The organism is Streptomyces sp. NPDC043908, assembly GCF_056435525.1.
This window is the reverse complement of record NZ_JBWKEI010000016.1, coordinates 123585-142274: the sequence shown is the minus strand read 5'-3', so window position 1 is coordinate 142274 and position 18690 is coordinate 123585. Positions and strand designations below refer to the sequence as shown.

At 73.0% G+C, this 18690-nt stretch carries 15 protein-coding genes and 1 pseudogene; 9 read left to right on the top strand and 7 right to left on the bottom strand.

All coding sequences use genetic code 11. From position 1 onward, the window contains the following. Positions 1–82 precede the first annotated feature (82 nt). The 5 genes from AC069K_RS29830 to AC069K_RS29810 all read right to left on the bottom strand — a co-directional run bounded on the left by AC069K_RS29830 (position 83) and on the right by AC069K_RS29810 (position 8205). Positions 83–1039: an alpha/beta fold hydrolase gene (locus tag AC069K_RS29830; protein WP_365100046.1), complete on the bottom strand. Its 957-nt coding sequence runs from the start codon at positions 1037–1039 to the stop codon at positions 83–85. Beyond that, positions 1036–1497, bottom strand: coding sequence for a phage holin family protein (locus tag AC069K_RS29825; protein ID WP_358832016.1), 462 nt, complete (start codon positions 1495–1497; stop codon positions 1036–1038). Before AC069K_RS29825 ends, AC069K_RS29830 begins: the two co-directional genes overlap by 4 nt. 74 nt (positions 1498–1571) lie before the next feature. After that, on the bottom strand, positions 1572–2975 hold the full coding sequence (gene nhaA, locus AC069K_RS29820) for a Na+/H+ antiporter NhaA (RefSeq protein WP_478621520.1): 1404 nt from the start codon (positions 2973–2975) through the stop codon (positions 1572–1574). A 722-nt stretch (positions 2976–3697) separates the two neighbouring features. Then, complete coding sequence (gene acs, locus AC069K_RS29815; protein WP_478621518.1) at positions 3698–5653, bottom strand: acetate--CoA ligase; 1956 nt, start codon at positions 5651–5653, stop codon at positions 3698–3700. 233 nt (positions 5654–5886) lie between these two features. After that, on the bottom strand, positions 5887–8205 hold the full coding sequence (locus AC069K_RS29810) for a bifunctional SulP family inorganic anion transporter/carbonic anhydrase (protein ID WP_478621516.1): 2319 nt from the start codon (positions 8203–8205) through the stop codon (positions 5887–5889). 297 nt (positions 8206–8502) lie between these two features. On the opposite strand from AC069K_RS29810, the gene AC069K_RS29805 reads away from it, so the two are divergent. Beyond that, positions 8503–9792, top strand: a complete 1290-nt coding sequence (locus AC069K_RS29805; RefSeq protein WP_365100054.1) for a polysaccharide deacetylase family protein — start codon at positions 8503–8505, stop codon at positions 9790–9792. A gap of 26 nt (positions 9793–9818) precedes the next feature. Here the strand turns inward: AC069K_RS29805 and AC069K_RS29800 are convergent, their stop codons facing one another. Further along, on the bottom strand, positions 9819–10805 hold the full coding sequence (locus AC069K_RS29800; protein WP_365100056.1) for an ATP-binding protein: 987 nt from the start codon (positions 10803–10805) through the stop codon (positions 9819–9821). 102 nt (positions 10806–10907) lie between these two features. Here AC069K_RS29800 and AC069K_RS29795 point away from each other — a divergent pair, with 102 nt between their 5' ends. After that, positions 10908–11735, top strand: a complete 828-nt coding sequence (locus AC069K_RS29795; RefSeq protein WP_478621513.1) for a Fic family protein — start codon at positions 10908–10910, stop codon at positions 11733–11735. A gap of 394 nt (positions 11736–12129) precedes the next feature. Here AC069K_RS29795 and AC069K_RS29790 read toward each other — a convergent pair whose 3' ends face one another. Further along, entirely contained in the window at positions 12130–12966 is an 837-nt protein-coding gene (locus tag AC069K_RS29790) for an HAD family hydrolase (RefSeq protein ID WP_365100060.1), read from the bottom strand. Positions 12967–13409: 443 nt separating this feature from the next. On the opposite strand from AC069K_RS29790, the gene ssd reads away from it, so the two are divergent. The 7 genes and pseudogenes from ssd to AC069K_RS29755 form a co-directional block, all read left to right on the top strand. After that, positions 13410–14513 carry a septum site-determining protein Ssd gene (gene ssd, locus AC069K_RS29785; RefSeq protein ID WP_358832024.1) on the top strand — a complete coding sequence of 368 codons (1104 nt, stop codon included), beginning with the start codon at positions 13410–13412 and terminating at the stop codon, positions 14511–14513. Beyond that, the gene (locus AC069K_RS29780) at positions 14510–15757 is read left to right on the top strand and encodes a TadA family conjugal transfer-associated ATPase (RefSeq protein WP_478621510.1); all 1248 of its coding nucleotides are present in this window, start codon (positions 14510–14512) and stop codon (positions 15755–15757) included. The genes ssd and AC069K_RS29780 overlap by 4 nt, the downstream gene beginning before the upstream one ends. Next, positions 15754–16629, top strand: a complete 876-nt coding sequence (locus AC069K_RS29775) for a type II secretion system F family protein (RefSeq protein ID WP_478621508.1) — start codon at positions 15754–15756, stop codon at positions 16627–16629. The genes AC069K_RS29780 and AC069K_RS29775 overlap by 4 nt, the downstream gene beginning before the upstream one ends. Before the next feature lie 95 nt (positions 16630–16724). Further along, positions 16725–17600, top strand: a complete 876-nt coding sequence (locus AC069K_RS29770) for a type II secretion system F family protein (RefSeq protein WP_478621570.1) — start codon at positions 16725–16727, stop codon at positions 17598–17600. A 143-nt stretch (positions 17601–17743) separates the two neighbouring features. After that, a complete protein-coding gene (locus AC069K_RS29765; protein ID WP_365100070.1) occupies positions 17744–17944 on the top strand; it encodes a DUF4244 domain-containing protein in 201 nt (66 codons plus the stop codon). Next, entirely contained in the window at positions 17931–18380 is a 450-nt protein-coding gene (locus tag AC069K_RS29760) for a TadE family type IV pilus minor pilin (protein WP_478621506.1), read from the top strand. The genes AC069K_RS29765 and AC069K_RS29760 overlap by 14 nt, the downstream gene beginning before the upstream one ends. Further along, positions 18377–18688, top strand: a pseudogene (locus AC069K_RS29755) (Rv3654c family TadE-like protein); the annotation flags it as partial. The gene AC069K_RS29760 and the pseudogene AC069K_RS29755, both read left to right, overlap by 4 nt. Positions 18689–18690 lie beyond the last annotated feature (2 nt).

Sequence of the window (18690 nt, the reverse complement as noted above, 5' to 3'; positions counted from 1 at the left end):
GACAAACGTTCCCGTCCGCTCCCCGGACAGCCCCGCCGCAGCCCGCCGCAGCCCCGCCGGCCGGGGCGACGGACCGGCGGCGCTAGCGGTCGGGCTCGGGATCCTTCAGCCAGTTCACCAGCTCGGACGAGAACGCGGCCGGGTCCTCCTCGTGGGGGAAGTGGCCCAGGCCGTCGAACAGCCGCCAGCGGTAGGGGGCTTCGACGTACTCGCCGGAGCCCGCCGCGCTGCGGGTGCGCATCACCGGGTCGAGCGAACCGTGCAGATGCAGCGTCGGTACCCGTACCGGCCGCTTCATCCGGCGGTTGAACTGGATGCCGTCGGGCCGGGCCAGTGAGCGCACCATCCAGCGGTACGGCTCGATCGAGCAGTGCGCGGTCGAGGGGATGGTCATCGCCTTCCGGTACGTCTCCACGGCCTCGTCCTCGGGCGCCAGCGGACCCGACCACTCCCGCACCAGCCGCCCCACCAGCTCCGCGTCGTCCGCGACGAGCCGACGCTCCGGCAGCCACGGCCGCTGGAAGCCCCAGATGTACGAACCGGCCCGCGACTGCGCGAAGTCGGAGAGCATCGCGGAGCGCCAGCGCCGGGGGTGCGGCATCGAGGACACCACCAGGCGGCGCACCAGCTTGGGCCGCATCACGGCCGCCGTCCACGCCAGATAGCCGCCCAGGTCGTGGCCGACCAGCGCCGCGTCGGGCTCGCCCAGCGACCGGACGACCCCGGTGATGTCCAGCGCGAGGTTGGCCGGGTCGTAGCCCCGCGGGGTGCGGTCGCTGCCGCCGACGCCCCGCAGGTCCATCGCGACCGCCCGGAAACCGGCGTCGGCGAGGGCGGTCAGCTGGTGCCGCCACGTCCACCAGAACTGCGGGAAGCCGTGGAGGAGCAACACCAGCGGACCGTCACCCAGCTCCGCGATGTGGAAGCGCGCACCATTGGCCGCTACGTCCCTGTGTGTCCAGGGACCATCGATGCGGACAGGGCTGCCCGTGCCGCCGGGGCTGCCCGTGGCGCCGGTACCGGTATCAGGTGCGGTCATGCAGACGAGCGTGCCACAGCCGGGGTCTGCTCCGTGACCGGGCGGGGATGCGGCTTGACGCCCCCGAGCACGGCGGCGGTCTGCTTGGCCGAGGCGATGGACTTCTCCGGCGGCTTGACCTTCTTGAACTTGGACACCGACAGCAGCGCGAGCAGGCCCGCGAGCAGCAGGAACGCCCCGCCCACGATCAGGAACGACCAGGCGAGGCCGAGGCCCAGGTTGTGGATCCCGTACGCCGCCGCGAAGCTCAGCACCGGCAGCGAGAACAGGGCGAACACGCCCGCCGTACTGATGGCGAGGCCACCGATCGCCCCGCGCTTGACGTCCTGGCGCAGCTCCGCCTTGGCGAGCGCGATCTCGTCGTGCACCAGCGCGGACATCTCGGCCGTCGCCGAGGCGACCAGCTGGCCGAGGCTGCGGTCGGCGCCGCCGACGGCGGTGTTGCTGGGGTCGCTCATTCGCTGACTCCCTCTTCTCTCTCCGGTCCCGTCATCTCCCGGCCCAGATGTCCTTCTCCGGCCCAGATGTCAGATCATGCCGGACGGTCGGCCTCGTCGCTCCCCGCCCCCGCCACTTGCGCGAGGCGGCGGTGCTCGGCGGCCTTCGCCTCGTAGAGGACGGCCATCCGCAGGTGGTAGGCCGGATTGTGCTGTTCGTACACATCCGGGATGCCGTCGTGGTCCTCGTCGCGCTCCTCCTCGTCGACGAGCGCGCGGTAGCGGCGTACGCGCAGCTTCAGCAGGACGGTGGCGAAGACGGCCGCGATCAGCGAGCCGGTCAGGACGGCCGCCTTGATCTCGTCCGCGAGCGCGCCCTCGCCGTCGAAGGCCAGCTCGCCGATGAGCAGCGAGACGGTGAAGCCGATCCCGGCGAGTGCCGCCACCGCGAAGACGTCCGCCCAGGCGAGGTCCTCGTTGAGCTCCGCCCTGGTGAACCGCGCGGCGCACCACGTCCCGCCGAAGATGCCCACCGCCTTGCCGACCACCAGACCGAGCACCACGCCGAGCGTCTCGGGCCGGGTGAAGACGTCCGCGAGCGCCCCGCCGCTGACCCCGACCCCGGCCGACATCAGGGCGAAGAGCGGCACGGCGAGCCCGGCGGAGAGGGGGCGCACCAGGTGCTCGATGTGCTCGCCGGGGGAGTGCTCCTCGCCCTCGCGGCGGGTGCAGCGCAGCATCAGGCCCATGGCGACGCCCGCGATGGTGGAGTGGACGCCGCTGTTGTACATCAGGCCCCAGACGACCAGCGCCAGCGGTACGTACACGTACCAGCCGCGCACGCCCGTGCGCAGCAGCACCCAGAACAGGGCGAGACCCGCGAACGCGCCGCCGAGCGCCACGAAGTCGATCTCCGTGGTGAAGAAGACGGTGATGATGAGGATCGCGAAGAGGTCGTCGACGACGGCGAGCGTGAGCAGGAACGCGCGCAGGGCGCTCGGCAGCGAGGTGCCGATGACCGCGAGCACGGCGAGCGCGAAGGCGATGTCGGTGGCGGTGGGCACGGCCCAGCCGTCCATCGCCCCGCCGCCCACGGCGTTGACCAGCGCGTAGACGAGTGCGGGCACCGCCATTCCGCAGAGCGCGGCGATCACGGGCAGCGCGGCGGCCTTGGGGTCGCGCAGCTCACCGGCGACGAGTTCGCGCTTGAGCTCGATGCCGGCGACGAAGAAGAAGACGGCGAGGAGGCCGTCGGCGGCCCAGTGCTGGAGGGAGAGGTCGAGCCCGAGGGAGCCGACGCCGACATGGAAGCCCTGGACGTCGGCGTAGCTGCCGCCCCACACATTGGCCCAGATCAACGCGGCGATCGCGGCGACGAGGAGCAGCACTCCGCCGACGGTCTCGGCGCGCAGCGCCTCGGCGACGTAGTTCCGCTCGGGCAGCGAGAGCCGCCCGAGGAACTTTCGGCGGCTGTCCTTGAGGGTGTCGGGCGCGACCACGGGGGGTGACCTCCGGTCCGGTACGGCTGAACTCGGTTCGGCTGAGCTCGGCGGGCATGGCAAACCACGTTGCCGACCAGACTTCCCGGCGCACCTGGGTCCTTACTTTACCTAAGCCTTTACCCGGGCACGCCAGAACGAACCCGACGAAACGGGCGTCGCCAGATCAGGGGCACCCCGGATGGGCCGGGGTTTCGTCTGCGGGCGGGTGGCGGGTTGCTCGCGCAGTTCCCCGCGCCCCTTTCAGGCTTGGGGTTCGTCTGCGGGCCGGTGGTGGGCTGCTCGCGCAGTTCCCCGCGCCCCTTAACGGGCCGGACCTCGTCTGCGGGCCGGTGGTCGGTTGCTCGCGCAGTTCCCCGCGCCCCTAAGGGGGACGGGGTTCTGGGGGCCCGCACCCGAGGGGCCAGGCCGCCCGCCGGCTTTTAAGGGGCGCGGGGAACTGCGCGACCAGCCCCCACCGACCCGCAGACGAACAGGGGGCCCGGGGGGCGCAGCCCCCGGCAAACCCGCCTACCCACCGGCCCGCCCCCGAGGGACCAGGCCGCCCGCCGGCTTTCAAGGGGCGCGGGGAACTGCGCGACCAGCCCCCACCGACCCGCAGACGAACAGGGGGTTCGGAGGGCGCAGCCCACGGCAAACCCGCCCCCACCCCACCCCCGGAGGGTTTAGGGAAGGGGCGGGGTGGGGGGAAACCCCCCCGACGCCACCTCAGTCCTCAGTCCTCAGTCCTCGCTCGACGCCCCCGGCAACTGCGTCTGAATCAGATCCATCACCGAGGAATCCGTCAGCGTCGTGACATCCCCCAGCTCCCGGTTCTCCGCCACATCCCGCAGCAACCGCCGCATGATCTTCCCCGACCGCGTCTTCGGCAGCTCCGCCACCGGCAGAATCCGCTTCGGCTTGGCGATCGGCCCCAGCGTGGCCCCCACATGCGCCCGAAGCTCCTCCACGAGCCCCTCGGTCTGCGCAGCCGACCCCCGCAGGATCACGAACGCCACGATCGCCTGCCCGGTCGTCTCGTCGGCCGCGCCGACGACAGCCGCCTCGGCGACCGAGGGATGCGAGACGAGCGCCGACTCGACCTCGGTCGTGGAGATGTTGTGCCCGGACACGAGCATCACGTCGTCGACCCGGCCGAGCAGCCAGATGTCCCCGTCCTCGTCCTTCTTCGCCCCGTCCCCGGCGAAGTACTTCCCCTCGAACCGCGACCAGTACGTGTCGATGAACCGCTGGTCGTCACCCCAGATCGTGCGCAGCATCGACGGCCACGGCTCGGTGAGGACGAGGTACCCGCCGCCCCCGTCCGGCACCTCGCGCGCCTCGTCGTCCACGACGGTCGCCGAGATGCCCGGCAGCGCCCGCTGCGCGGACCCCGGCTTGGTCTCGGTCACGCCCGGCAGCGGCGAGATCATCATCGCGCCGGTCTCGGTCTGCCACCAGGTGTCCACGATCGGGCAGGTGTCCGCGCCGATGTGCTTGCGGTACCAGATCCACGCCTCCGGGTTGATGGGCTCGCCCACCGACCCCAGCACCCGCAGCGACGACAGGTCGAACTTCGCGGGGATGTCGTCGCCCCACTTCATGAACGTCCGGATCGCGGTGGGCGCCGTGTAGAGGATCGTCACCCCGTACTTCTGGACGATCTCCCAGAACCGCCCCTGGTGCGGGGTGTCCGGCGTGCCCTCGTACATGACCTGCGTCGCCCCGTTGGCCAGCGGCCCGTAGACGATGTACGAGTGGCCGGTCACCCAGCCGATGTCGGCGGTGCACCAGTACACATCGGTCTCGGGCTTGAGGTCGAAGACCGCGTGGTGCGTGTACGCCGCCTGCGTCAGATAGCCGCCCGAGGTGTGCAGGATGCCCTTCGGCTTCCCCGTGGTGCCGGACGTGTACAGGATGAACAGCGGGTGCTCGGCGTCGAACGCCTGCGGGGTGTGCTCGGCCGACTGGCGCCCGACGATGTCGTCCCACCAGACGTCCCGGCCCTCGGTGAAGGCGGTCTCCTGCCCCGTGCGCCGCACCACCAGGACGTGCTCGACCTGCGGGCACTTCGCCACGGCGTCGTCGATCGCGGGCTTCAGCGCGGACGGCTTGCCGCGCCGGTACCCGCCGTCCGCCGTGATGACCAGCTTCGCGTCGGCGTCCTGGATACGGGAGGCGACCGCGTCGGCCGAGAAGCCGCCGAAGACCACCGAGTGCGCCGCGCCGATCCGCGCGCAGGCGAGCATCGCGACGGCCGCCTCGGGAATCATCGGCATGTACACCGCGACCCGGTCGCCGGCCCGGACACCCAGCTCCGTCAGGGCGTTGGCGGCGCGCGCGACCTCGTCCTTCAACTCGGCGTAGGTGATCGCGCGGCTGTCGCCGGGCTCGCCCTCGAAGTGGATGGCGACCCGGTCGCCGTTGCCGGCCTCGACGTGGCGGTCGACGCAGTTGTACGCGACGTTGAGCCGGCCGTCGGCGAACCACTTGGCGAACGGGGGGTTCGACCAGTCGAGCGTCTCGGTCGGCTCGGTGGCCCAGGTGAGGCGCCGGGCCTGCTCGGCCCAGAAGCCCAGCCTGTCCGCCTCGGCCTGCTCGTACGCCTCTGCCGTCACGTTGGCGTCAGCGGCCAGCGCGGCAGGAGGAGCGAACCGGCGCTCCTCCTTCAAGAGGTTGGCCAGGCTTTCGTTGCTCACGACATCTCCCTTTCCCAGGGCGTCCTATGTGCCTATGTGTCCCGGGCCCTAGCTCATCAGGCCAATCGCCGGGTGACAAGAGTCTCCCGAAAGTTGGTTTAGACCTGTAGGGCTTCCGGGGCGTCGGCGTGTCATCAGACGGTCTCACGGACCAGGTCCGCCCTGGGTTCAGGCAGTGGCGCGACGCGTACCGCCGGGGCGCGTCAGCCCAGCGCCGCTTCGAGCGGGGCGCGTCAGCCCAACGCCGCTTCGAGGGGGGTGGGCGCCACGCCCTCGAACACCTCCTCGCAGTCGTCGGACGCCAGCAAGTACGCCTGGGCCTCGCCGACATGGAAGTACATGCCGTGCAGGGTCAGCGTGCCCTCGGCCAGCCGACGTGCTACCGACTCGTGGCGCCGCAGATGGTCCAGCTGCTGCACCACGTTGGTGAGGCAGAGCTGCTCGACGGCGTCGGCGGGCAGCCGCCCGGCGATCCGCGCCCAGGCGTGCTTGCGGCTCGCCATCCGCTCCAGGCTGGGCATCCCGTGCCGCAGCCAGCGCCGCAACGGCGTCTGCGGGGCGTCCGGCCCGGCGGCCAGGAGCGCCTGCATCGCGCCGCAGCCGGAGTGGCCGCAGACCGTGATGGACTCGACGCGCAGCACCTCCACCGCGTACTCGATCGCCGCCGCCACCGAGTCGTCGCCGCACTCCGCCCCGGGCGGCGGCACCAGATTGCCGACGTTGCGCACGGTGAACAGGTCGCCCGGGCCGCTCGACGTGATCATGCTGGTGACCAGCCGGGAGTCCGCGCAGGTGAGGAAGAGCTGGGACGGCTGCTGCCCCTCGCGGGCGAGGCGCGCCAGCTCGTCCCGCACCAGCGGCGCGGTGTTGCGCTGGAACGAGCTGAGCCCGCTGGCCAGTTGATGCCCGTGGCGCCGGGGCGCCGGTGCCTTGTCGTGGCAGTGGTGGTTGCGCCAGGGCGTCCACGGCCGGCAGCAGCTCTGCGCCCCGGAGGCGGGCTCGGAGACGCGCCCGCCGGACCGGCCGGTGATCCGCACCTCGCCACCGCGCGCGGTGTGCGTGGCCTGCCAGCCCTGGAGCGCCTCGTACGCCGCGTGGTCCATGAACGAGCCGTCCAACTCCACGACCGCGCTCGCCCCTTGGGGCACCTGGCCGAGCGCCCTGGTCAGGCGCGGTACGGCCAGGAACGTCAACTGCCCGCGCGCCCGCACCAGATACGAGGCGCCGTCCTGGTGGTGCACGGTGATCCGGGTGCGCGCCACTCGGCGCAGCGCGACCGCGACGGCCACGGCGATCCCGATGATGACGCCCTGGAGCACCCCGAACAGCAGCACCCCGCCCACCGTCGCCACGTACACCAGGAACTCGCGGTGCCGGTGGACCTTGCGGATATGGGCGTACGACACCATCTGGATGCCGACCATCATCACCAGCGCGGCCAGCGCCGCCAGGGGGATCCACTCCAGGAGGGTCACCAGCAGCCCGGCCGCGAGCAGCACCCACACTCCGTGCAGCACGGTGGAGGCGCGGCCGGTGGCTCCGGCCCGCACGTTGGCGCTGCCGCGCACCGCGCCTCCGGAGACCGGCATTCCGCCGAGCAGCCCGGAGACGGCGTTGGCGATGCCCTGGCCGCGCAGCTCCCGGTCGAGGTCGGCCCGGTGGGGTGGGGCGCCGCCCGGCCGTTCGGCGGCCAGCTTGTCCACGGCGACGGCGGAGAGCAGCGACTCCAGGCTGGCGACCAGGGTCACCGTGAGCACGGCGGCGACCAGCCCGCCCGCCGGCCCGTGCGGCAGCTCGGGCAGGACGTGCGCGTCCCAGGAGGGCAGGTCGACCCGGGCGATGTCCGGCGCGGCCACGGCGGCCACCCCGGTGGCGATCACCACGCAGGCGAGCGCGGCGGGGACGCGGCGCAGCACCTTCCCCGTCCGCCCGGGCAGGCGGGGCCAGGTCAGGAGCACGGCGATGGTGAGCGCGCCGATGAGGGGCGCGGCGGGGCCGACCCTGGCCAACTGGTCGGGCAGCGCCCGCGCGTTGTCGACGGCCGAGCTCTGCGGGGAGCCGCCCAGGACGATGTGGAGCTGGGCGAGCGCGATGGCGGCGCCGATGCCGGCGAGGGTGCCGTGCACGATGGCGGGGCTCATGGCGAGCGCGGAGCGCGCGGCCTTCAGGGAGCCGAGCGCGATCTGGAGCAGACCCGCGAGGACGGTGATGGCGCAGGTGGTGCGCCAGCCGTAGCTCTGGATCAACTCGGCCGACACCACCGTGAGTCCGGCGGAGGGGCCGCTGACAAGGAGCGGTGTGCCGCCGAGCAGCCCGGCGACGATGCCGCCGACTCCGGCCGCGACGAGGCTGGCTCCCAGCGGGGCGTCGATGGCGACGGCGAGGCCGAGCGACATCGGGACGGCCAGCAGGAAGACGGTGATGGACGCGGCCAGATCGGCTCCGGCGATCCGGAAGCGGCGGCTTCCTCTTCCGGGGGGCGGGGCGGGCGGGTGCGGGTGGCTGTCGGGGTGAGTGAGGGGCTGGGTGCGGGTGGGGACGCAGGCAGACATGTTCCCGTCTCCTCCGGGGCGGCGCGGTCGCGGATGGGGGGTCGCGGCCGTGGGTCACGGCGTACAGCGGCGGGATTCTCAACTCTCGGTAAACGAATCGTAATGCAGAGTAAAGGCCAGCGCTTGACATTTCGGTCAAATGGTCCAGCGATTCACTCTCAACGGTGAATAAGCAGCTTTTCGTGCGGCCTGTCGCGCCTCCTTCCTTCATCCTGCGTGTCACTTTTGCGGCGATTTGATGACCTTCAGTACGAGAGATCTTCGGATCTACTGATCTGCGAGGAAGAGGGTGGGCGGATGATGGCCGCCACGAAGAGGATCGCCACCGGCGCCGTCGTCGCGGCGCTGATCGCGGGCGCGGCGGGATGCTCGGTGGGCAACGGGACCAAGGCGGCCGCGCCGGGACCCGGAGCGGGCGCCGCCGCCCCCAAGAACGTCGTCCGGCTGATCGGGGACGGCTCCACCGCGTTCACCGGGGCCCAGCCCCATCTGATGAAGCCGCGCAAGCTGGCGCCGGGTCAGCAGCCGCCGCAGTTCGTGGTGTTCTCCTGGGACGGCGCGGGCGAGGACAGCCAGCGGCTGTTCTCCCACTTCCGCGAGGTCGGCAAGAAGTACAACGCGACGATGACGTACTTCCTCAGCGGCGTGTACATGCTCCCGGAGGACAAGCGCGAGCGGTACACCGCGCCCAAGCACTCGGCGGGCAGCAGTGACATCGGGTTCAACGACGTCAAGGGCATCAAGGACACGGTCACCCAGCTGCGCGCCGCGTGGCAGGACGGCAACGAGATCGGCACCCACTTCAACGGCCACTTCTGCGGGAACGACGGCGGCGTCGGCACCTGGTCGGTGGACGAGTGGAAGAGCGAGATCGCACAGGCCAAGTCGTTCGTGAAGAACTGGAAATCCAACTCCGGACTCAAGACGGAGGCGCCACTTCCGTTCGACTACGACAAGGAGCTCATCGGCGGCCGCACCCCCTGCCTGGAGGGCCGCAAGAACTTCGTGCAGGCGGCCGGCCAGCTCGGCTGGCGCTATGACACCAGCGGCGTCAACGACCAGGTGTGGCCGAAGAAGAACGACAACGGCGTCTGGGACCTGTCGATGCAGCTGGTGCCGGTCCCGGGCCGCGCCTTCCAGACGCTGTCCATGGACTACAACTTCTACATGAACCAGTCGGGCGCGGTGACCGGCGAGGCCGACCAGCACGAGTACTGGGGCAACCAGATGCGCGACGGCCTGCTCCAGGCCTTCGACCGCTCGTACAACGGCAACCGCGCGCCGCTGATCATCGGAAACCACTTCGAGTCCTGGAACGGCGGCGCCTATATGCGGGCCATCGAGGATACGATCAAGACGGTCTGCGTCAAGCGCGAGGTGCACTGCGTGTCGTTCCGTCAGCTGGCCGACTGGCTGGACGCCCAGGACCCGTCGACACTCGACAAGTTCCGTCAGCTGAAGGTCGGAGAGGCCCCGAAGGGCGGCTGGACGGCCTTCCTGGCCGCCCAGCCCGCCCAGCCCGCTCTGCCGGTCCAGTCCGCCAAGCCGCTCCCGCAGCCCGGACTGAAGCAGGCCGCCGCGAGCTGACCCCGCCGCGAGCCGCCGGGCTTTCGTCAGCTCGGCTGCGGAACGGCGAACTCCTCCCGCAGGACGAAGTCGGGGTCGACCTGGGCCGCCAGGTCGGCACCCGTCTTCGCGTTGCCCCAGCTCTCGGCGTTCTTCAGATGGAAGTGGACCATCTGGCGGGTGTACCGCTCCCAGTCGCGCGCCTCGTACGAGTCCTCCGCCGCGTTCTGCAACGCCTGGAGGGCGAGCCGGTTGTCGGCCTCCAGGAGCTCGAAGCGCGGCGGGCGCCCCTTCTCCATCGCGCGCACCCAGTCGGAGTGCCCGACCGTGACCAGCAGGTCCTCACCGACCTCGGCCCGCAGGAAGTCCAGGTCGTCCTGGCCCTGCACCTTGTTGCCGACGACCTTCAGGGCGACCCCGAAGTCGCGCGCGTACTCCTTGTACTGGCGGTAGACCGAGACGCCCTTGCGGGTCGGCTCGGCCACCAGGAAAGTCATGTCGAAGCGGGTGAACATCCCGGAGGCGAATGAGTCCGACCCGGCCGTCATGTCGACGACCACGTACTCGTCCGGCCCGTCCACCAGGTGGTTCAGGCACAGCTCCACCGCGCCGACCTTCGAGTGGTAGCAGGCCACCCCCAGATCGGACTCGGTGAACGGGCCGGTCGCCATCAGCCGGATGTCCCCGTCGTCGAGCACCACCCGCCGCGCGCACGCCTCGTAGACCGGATTCGACTCGCGCAGCCGCAGCAGCCGGGAACCGCGCCCCGGCGGAGTCGTCTTGATCATCGTCTCGGCGGAGGCGATCCGGGGGTTGGTGCCGCGCAGGTAGTCCTTGATGAGCGGCAGGTGCGCGCCCATCGCGGGCAGCGCGGCGGCCTCCGGCTCGTCGAGCCCGAGCGCGGCCCCCAGGTGCTGGTTGATGTCGGCGTCGACCGCCAGCACGGCGGCCTCGTTGGCGGTGAGGTGGCGGATGAAGAGCGAGGACAGCGTGGTCTTGCCGCTGCCGCCCTTGCCCACGAAAGCGATCTTCATGTTCACCAACGGTAATCGTACGACAGCGTTATGTAGGGGAGGCGAGTGAAGAAGACCACTCGAAGGTGGGGTGTGGGCGCGGGACGCGTAGCCTCGCTACTTATGAGTACGAACGCCTCGTCGGCCCCCGATCCGCTGGTCGCCCTGGGCACGCTGCCGGGTGTCCCGGACGCCGTGGACTCCGTGCGCAAAGCCGTCGACCGGGTCTACGGGCACCGGGTCATGCGCCGGCGCAGCAACGAGATCACCTCCGAGGCGGCGCTGCGGGGGGCGCGTGGCAGCGCCGCGCTCTCCGGCGCGGACTGGGCGCTGGAGGAGGTGCGGCGGCGCAGCGACTTCGGCTCGGAGAGCGAGGCGCGCGCGGTCGGCGCCGCTCTGCGGCTGACCGCCGAGGCCGGGCCACTGCTCTCCATCTGGCGGCAGTCGCCGCTGCGGGTGCTCGCCCGGCTGCACCTGGTCGCCGCCGCCGACTCCGCCGACACGGTCGGCCGCCCCCGCCAGCACGGTGAGCCGGTGGACGAGCCGCTGATCGAGCTGCCGCTGCCGGACGCGGACGAGGTGGCGGGCCGCCTGGAGGGCCTCTCCCAGCTGATCATCGCGGGCTCCTCGGCCCCGGCGCTGGTCACGGCGGCCGTGGTGCACGGTGAGCTGCTCGCCCTGCGTCCGTTCGGCTCGTACAACGGGCTGGTGGCGCGGGCCGCCGAGCGCATCGTGCTGATCGGCAGCGGCCTCGACCCGAAGGCGATCTGCCCGGCGGAGGTGGGCCACGCGGAGCAGGGGCGCGCGGCGTACGCGGCGGCGCTGGACGGCTACGCGTCGGGGACCCCGGAAGGTGTGGCCGCCTGGATCACCCACTGCGGGCGCTCGGTCGAGCTCGGTGTACGGGAGTCGACGGCGGTCTGCGAGGCGCTTCAGCGCGGAGCGGCGTAGCCGGCACCCGGCGCGGGGAACAGCGCCGGAAAAGACTCGCGGAAAGGGTTGCGGCGGTACCGGATCGGTACCGCCGCTGGCATGTCCACCGGGTTACCAAGCGTCCTCGAAGGTTGCCCATCAGGTCGGGAACTTCTGCCCGTCACCTGGTGCGGCTGGCCCGTAATCGACGGGTCGACGTCGCGTGGGTGCTCGATGGTCCATGCTCGGTCCGTGGGGCCGTGTTGCGTAGAAGGTGATCCTCTCGGATGTCCCAGGTCTCGCGGGCCGTTGCCTTATTTGTACTCCAGGCCGGGGTGAAGCGGAACCCCTGGCTGCACTTCTTTACTTTTAGGTTCAAACAGGGCAGAACGGCCGGTGCCGGTTACGGCTCCACAGGCGCGGTTGTGTTCGGTCAGCCCGCCGTGGCCGCGCGCCTGCGGCTCGCGTACCAGACGAGCCCGGCGGTGGCCGCGGCGGCGCCCACCGCCGCCGCCGCGACCAGGGCGGGGCGCGGCGGCATGGAGAGGCCGGGGAGCCGCTGCTTGAGCCGGACCGGCCGGTTGAAGACGAGAACCGGCCAATCTCGGATGGCCGCTTCGCGCCGGAGTGCCCGATCCGGGTTGACCGCGAAGGGGTGGCCGACCGACTCCAGCATGGGGACGTCGGTCGCCGAGTCGCTGTACGCGTAGCAGCGGGACAGGTCGTAGCCCTCGGAGGCGGCGAGCTCCTTGACGGCCTCGGCCTTGGTGGGGCCGTAGGCGTAGTACTCGACGTCGCCCGTGAAGCAGCCGTCGGGGCCCACGACCATCCGGGTGGCCACCACGCGGTCCGCCCCGAGCAGTTCGCCGATCGGCTCGACCACCTCGGCGCCGGAGGTCGAGACGATCACGACGTCACGGCCGGCGGTGTGGTGCTCCTCGATGAGGGAGGCCGCCTCGTCGTAGATGATCGGGTCGATCAGATCGTGGAGCGTCTCGGCGACGATCTCCTTCACCTGCTGGACGTTCCAGCCCTTGCAGAGCGCCGACAGGTACTGGCGCATCCGCTCCATCTGGTCGTGGTCGGCGCCGCCGGCGAGGAACACGAACTGGGCGTAAGCCGTACGCAGCACGGCCCGGCGGTTGATGAGTCCCCCTTGATAGAAGGACTTGCTGAACGTGAGGGTCGACGACTTGGCAATGACTGTCTTGTCCAAGTCGAAGAAGGCGGCGGTCCGCGGCAAGGAGTGGTTTTCCACGAAGGCGAGCATAGGCGCCCACCATTCGGCGTACGCTGGGGCGTGTGGGTTTGCCTGAGAAGGCTCTCGGGTACACCATGGAAGTCACGGATCGTTCGCGACCGTGCTAACCCGGTCCGGCTCCTCCCCCCCCGAGTCGGCCGGAGAGACGACCCCCGCTCTCCCCCCCGGCGGGGGTCGTCGCATGTCCGGATGCATTTTCGGACCTCGCACACGATCCTTCCCCTCCCTCGGGCCGCGTCGGCTCCTCCCTCACACCTGTCCAGACTCGTCACCGTGCGTGATGGTTCCGGTGCGCTCCGGAAGTCACCGGTATAGGTGAACGGAATATTCACAACGGGCGAGTTGTCCACAGTTTTCGACCAAGATCCACTTGATTTCCGGAACCGCTCCACCGTGATTCCAGTTCGCGAGATCCGCGGACACGGGAATCGCAGGGAGAGGGGGCGGAGATCATGGACGGACCCTTCGTGTCCGACCGGTCACCGGGTGTTCAGGGGCGGCGCCCGGGACCGCTGATCGTGACCGAGGACGAGGCACTGCTCGATGATCTGCTGCGGCTGTGCGCCGCCGCGGGAGCCGAACCGGAAGTCCATCACTCGGTGCCCGAGCGGCGGTCCGGCTGGGAGAGCGCACCGCTGGTCCTCGTCGGGGACGACGCGGCGGCCCGGGTGCGCGGCGCCGCCCGAAGGCGCGGAGTCCTGCTCGTCGGCAGGGACCAGGACGACCCCGGCGTGTGGCAGCGGGCGGTGGAGATCGGCGCCGACCACGTGCTGCGGCTGCCCGACGCCGAGCAGTGGCTCGTCGACCGGATCGCGGACGCGGCGGAGGGCGTGGGCCGTCAGGCGCTCACCGTCGGAGTCATCGGCGGGCGGGGCGGAGCCGGTGCGTCGACGCTCGCGTGCGCCCTGGCGGTGACCGCGGCCCGGGCCGGCAGGCGCACCATGCTCATCGACGGCGACCCCTTGGGAGGCGGCCTCGACGTGCTGCTCGGGGGCGAACAGGCCGAGGGCAGACGGTGGCCGGATTTCGCCGCTTCGCGCGGCCGGGTCGCCGGAGGGGCCCTGGAGGAGTCGCTGCCGCATCTGCACGCGCTGCGCGTCCTCAGCTGGGACCGGGGCGACGCGGTGGCGATCCCCGCGGAGGCGATGCGGGCGGTCCTCGCGGCCGCGCGCCGACGCGGCGGCGTGGTGGTCGTCGACCTGCCCAGGCGGGTGGACGACGCGGTGGCGGAGGCCCTGGCCCAGCTCGACCTGGGGCTGCTCGTCGTCCCCGCCGAACTGCGGGCGGTGGCCGCGGCCAACCGGGTCGCCTCCTCGGTCGGCATGGTGCTGCGGGACCTGCGGGCGGTGGTGCGCGGACCGTACGCGGCGGGCCTCGACGAGCAGTGGGTGGCGGCCGCCCTGGGGCTGCCCCTGGCCGGTGAACTCCCCGTGGAGTACGGCCTGCTGGAGGCCCAGGAGAAGGGCGCGCCGCCGGGCAGCGAGGTGCGCGGCCCGCTCTCCCGCTTCTGCACCGCCTTCTGGGAGCAGGCCCTGACGGGAGGTGCGGTCGCATGAGCACGCGACGCGCGCGTACGGGCCGCGTGATGGCGGGCGGAGGCGGCGGGACGCCACCGGGAGTGTCTCCGGGGGCGCCGGGTCAGGCCGCAGCCGCGCCGAGACCGCTGCTCGACGCGGTGCGCCGACAGCTCGCCGAGAGCGGGGCCGAGCCGACCCCAGCCCGGGTCGCGGCGGCGCTGCGGGCCCAGGGCCGCCTTCTGGGCGACGCGGAAGTGCTCGGCGGCGCCGAGGAGTTGCGCTCCGAGCTGGTCGGGACGGGTCCGCTGGAGCCGTTGCTCGCCGACCCCGAGGTGACCGACGTCCTGGTGTCGGCCCCGGACCGGGTCTGGGTGGACCGGGGCGCCGGTCTCGAGCTCACCGGGGTCCGCTTCAGCGACACGGCCGCGGTGCGCCGACTGGCCCAGCGGCTTGCCGCGGTCGCCGGGCGGCGCCTCGACGACGCCCGGCCCTGGGTGGACGCCCGCCTGCCCGACGGCACCCGGATGCACGCGGTGCTGGCGCCGGTCGCGGTCGGGGCGGACTGCCTGTCGCTGCGGGTGGTGCGGCCGAGGGCGTTCTCCCTGGACGAGCTGGTCGCGGCGGGGACGGTGCCACCGGGCGGGGAGGGGGTGCTGCGGGCCCTCGTCGCGGCCCGGGTCTCGTTCCTGGTGAGCGGCGGCACGGGCTCCGGCAAGACGACCCTCCTGTCGACGCTCCTCGGCCTCGTGGGAGAGCGCGAGCGCATCGTCCTGGCCGAGGACTCGGCCGAGTTGCGGCCCGCCCACCCCCATGTGGTCCGGCTGGAGTCACGTCCGGCCAACCAGGAGGGCGCGGGCCGGGTGACCCTGCGGGACCTGGTCCGCCAGGCCCTGCGGATGCGGCCGGACCGGCTGGTCGTGGGCGAGGTGCGCGGCGCCGAGGTCACCGACCTCCTGGCGGCGCTCAACACCGGCCACGAGGGCGGCTGCGGCACGGTGCACGCGAACACGGCCGCGGACGTCCCCGCCCGGCTGGAGGCGCTCGGCACGGCTGCCGGACTCGACCGGGCGGCCCTGCACAGCCAGCTCGCGGCGGCGCTCTCGGTGGTCCTCCATCTCGTCCGGGACAGGACCGGGCGGCGCCGGGTCGCCGAGGTCCGGGTCCTCGAACGGGACGCGGCGGGGCTGGTGGTGGCCGTCCCGGCGCTGCGCTGGGGCGTGGGCGGCTTCATCCAGGAGCGCGGCTGGGAGCGGCTGCGGGTACTGCTCGGAGGCGCGTGGTGACCGCCTGGACGGCGACGGGACCGCCCGGCCTCACCCCGGTCTCGGCGGCGGCCGTGTGCGCCTTCGCGGCAGCCTGGCTCTCGGTGGGGCGGGAGCAGGCGCTGCGCAGGGCCCGGCTGATCGTCGCGGGAGGGGCGGTGGAACCGGACGAGCCGCCGTGGGGGCGGCTCTGGGAGCGGTTGCGGGCCAGGGCGCGTCCGGAGTGGCTGTGCGTGCCGGCGGCGGTGGTCGTGGCGGTCCTCGCGGACTCGGCGCTGCCGCTGGCGGCGGGGGCGGTGGCGGTGCCGCTGGTGGGGCGGCGGCTGCGGGCCCGGGAGCGCGAACGGGCGACCTGGCGCCGGGGCGACGAGGTCGTCTCCTGGTGCGGCGCGGTCGCCGGGGAGCTGCGGGCCGGACGCCAGCCCGGCCAGGCGCTGACGCTGGCCACCCGGGACACCGAGGCCCTCGGCGCCGCCGAACCCCTGGTGCTGGCGGCGGCACGGTTCGGCGGCGACGTGCCAGGAGCCCTGCGGGAGGCGTCCCGAGAGTCGGGCGCCGAGGGGCTCGCGGGAGTGGCCGCGTGCTGGCAGGTGGCGGTCGACGGGGGCGCGGGCCTCGCGGCGGGCCTTGAGCGCCTGGAGGCGGCGCTGCGGGCCGAGCGGGACCAGAGGGAGGAGCTGAGGGCCCAGCTGACCGGGCCGCGCACGACGGCCGCGCTGCTGGCCCTGCTGCCCGTCCTCGGCCTCCTGCTCGGCACGGCGATGGGCGCGCACCCCTTGCGGGTTCTGCTCCACACCCCGGCAGGCTTCGGCTGTCTGGCCCTGGCCGGGGTGCTGGAGGCGGCCGGGCTGTACTGGACGGCGCGGATCACCCGGGCGGGGGAACGGCGGTGAACGGGGAGTTCGGGCTGAAGCGTGGTGCGGGGGCGGCGCCGGGCCTGGGGGCGGGGCCGGGACTGGGCCTGGGCTCCGGGGACGCGGGCGAGGGGGTGCGCCCGGAGGTTTTCCACAGCCTGGGGGTGACGGTGGCGCTCGCGGCCCTCGTCCTGTGGACAGGGCTGGAGGTGGCGCGGCGCGCCCGGGAGCGGGCGGTACGGCGGCGGGGCGCGGGCCTCGCCGTGGCGGGTACGTGGCCGTCCGCCGGGCGGTCGTCGGCCGGGCAGCCGTCGGCCACCCGGTCTTCGGCCACTTGGCTCTCGACCCTCCGGTCATCGGCTGTCCGGTGGCTGGGCGGGGGCGCGCTGCTCGGGGCGCCTGCCCGGAGCCGGGCCGGTGCTTGGGCCGTCCCCTTGGGGGTGCTGGCCGCCGCCTACGTACTGATCGGCGGGGTGCCGGGGGCCGGGGTGGGGCTGGCGGCGGCGTACGGGGCCGGGCGCTGGGTCCGCCGCCGTGAACCGCGGCGGGCGCGCTCCGACGCCGAAAAAACCGTGGACCCGGAGCTGCCGCTCGCGGCCGATCTGCTGGCCGCCTGTCTGTCGGCCGGGGCGGGCCCGCGCGAGGCGGCCGGGGCCGTCGGCGAGTCGCTGGACGGCCCGGTCGGGCGGCGGCTGGCGCAGATCGCCGCCGAGCTGCGACTGGGGGGCGAGCCCGCCGAGGCGTGGGGGAGGTTGGGGGAGATACCGGGCGCGGCCGGGCTGGCCCGGTGCCTGGAGCGGGCCGCCTCCTCGGGGGCCCCGGCGGCCGGCCCGGTCGGCCGGGTGGCCGAGCGCTGCCGCGCCGAGCGGGCCAGGACGACGGCCGCCCGGGTCCGGCGGGCGGGCGTACTGATCACCGGGCCCCTGGGGCTCTGCTTCCTGCCCGCGTTCCTGGCGGCCGGAGTGGCGCCGGTGGTGATCGGGCTGGCGGGCGGACTGCTCCAACGCTGAACGCGCGGGGGCGGGGACGGGGGCGGAGCGCGTCCCCGAGAGATCGATCAAGACAGATCAAGCAAGAGGTCACAGAACAGATCAGGCAAGAGACCACAAGACAGATCAAGCAAGAGACCACAGACACGACCAGCAGAACCGGCATGGGGGTTGGGATGAGGGCATGGATGCGGTGTGTCGCGCGGCGGATGCGCGGGGACTCCGGGATGACGACCAGCGAGTACGCGGTGGGAACCATCGCCGCGTGCGGCTTCGCGGCGGTGCTCTACAAGGTGGTGACGAGCGAGGCCGTCTCCTCGGCGCTCCAGTCGTTGGTGGGGAGGGCGCTCGATGTGCAGTTCTGAGGACGGCGCTCCCGGGCCGGACGGCCATCGGCTCGGGAAAGCCCCTCCGCCCGTCGGGCACGGGCACGGGCTCCGGGCCGACCGGGGCTTCGTGACGGCCGAGGCGGCGGTGGTGATCCCGGCGCTGGCCGCGTTCGCCCTGGCGCTGCTGTGGGGGCTGATGGCGGCCGCCGGGCAGATCCAGTGCCTGGACGCGGCCCGGGCCGGGGCTCGGGCGGCGGCGCGGTCCGAGGCCGAGCCGGCGGTGCTGGCCGCCGCCCGCTCGGCGGCCCCGCCCGGGGCGAAGGTCGCGCTGCGGCGGGACGGCGACCTGTGGCGGGTACGGGTGGAAGCCCCGACCCGGGGCCCCCACGCGCTCGCCCTGACGCTGAACGGGGACGCGGTGGCGCTGGCGGAGGACACGGTCGGGCAGCCCCTGATCGGGGAGGAGCGATGAGGCCGAGCGCGCGGGGTGCTCCCGGGGGCTCCCGTGCGGCTCGTGCGGCCCGTGCGGGGGACCGGGGCTCGGTGTCCGTCTGGGTCGCGGTGGCCGCCTCCGCGCTCTGCGTGGTGTTCGCGGCCGTGCTCGCCCTGGGGCAGGCCGTGGCGGCCCGGCACCGGGCGGGCGGTGCGGCGGACCTGGCCGCACTGGCGGCGGCCGACCGGGCGCTGTGGGGGACGGCCGAGGCCTGCGCCGGGGCGGTCCGCGTCGCCCGAGCGCAGGGCGGCGAGGTGGTGCGGTGCACGGTGACGGGGGAGATCGCCGA

Coding starts and splice junctions, on each gene's coding strand:
- AC069K_RS29795 (WP_478621513.1), top strand. CDS start 10,908: ATGAGTACGAACGCCTCGTCGGCCCCCGATCCGCTGGTCGCCCTGGGC.
- AC069K_RS29810 (WP_478621516.1), bottom strand. CDS start 8,205: ATGTCTGCCTGCGTCCCCACCCGCACCCAGCCCCTCACTCACCCCGAC.
- AC069K_RS29760 (WP_478621506.1), top strand. CDS start 17,931: ATGTGCAGTTCTGAGGACGGCGCTCCCGGGCCGGACGGCCATCGGCTC.
- AC069K_RS29825 (WP_358832016.1), bottom strand. CDS start 1,497: ATGAGCGACCCCAGCAACACCGCCGTCGGCGGCGCCGACCGCAGCCTC.
- ssd (WP_358832024.1), top strand. CDS start 13,410: ATGGACGGACCCTTCGTGTCCGACCGGTCACCGGGTGTTCAGGGGCGG.
- AC069K_RS29780 (WP_478621510.1), top strand. CDS start 14,510: ATGAGCACGCGACGCGCGCGTACGGGCCGCGTGATGGCGGGCGGAGGC.
- AC069K_RS29765 (WP_365100070.1), top strand. CDS start 17,744: ATGGGGGTTGGGATGAGGGCATGGATGCGGTGTGTCGCGCGGCGGATG.
- AC069K_RS29830 (WP_365100046.1), bottom strand. CDS start 1,039: ATGACCGCACCTGATACCGGTACCGGCGCCACGGGCAGCCCCGGCGGC.
- AC069K_RS29805 (WP_365100054.1), top strand. CDS start 8,503: ATGATGGCCGCCACGAAGAGGATCGCCACCGGCGCCGTCGTCGCGGCG.
- AC069K_RS29790 (WP_365100060.1), bottom strand. CDS start 12,966: ATGCTCGCCTTCGTGGAAAACCACTCCTTGCCGCGGACCGCCGCCTTC.
- AC069K_RS29800 (WP_365100056.1), bottom strand. CDS start 10,805: ATGAAGATCGCTTTCGTGGGCAAGGGCGGCAGCGGCAAGACCACGCTG.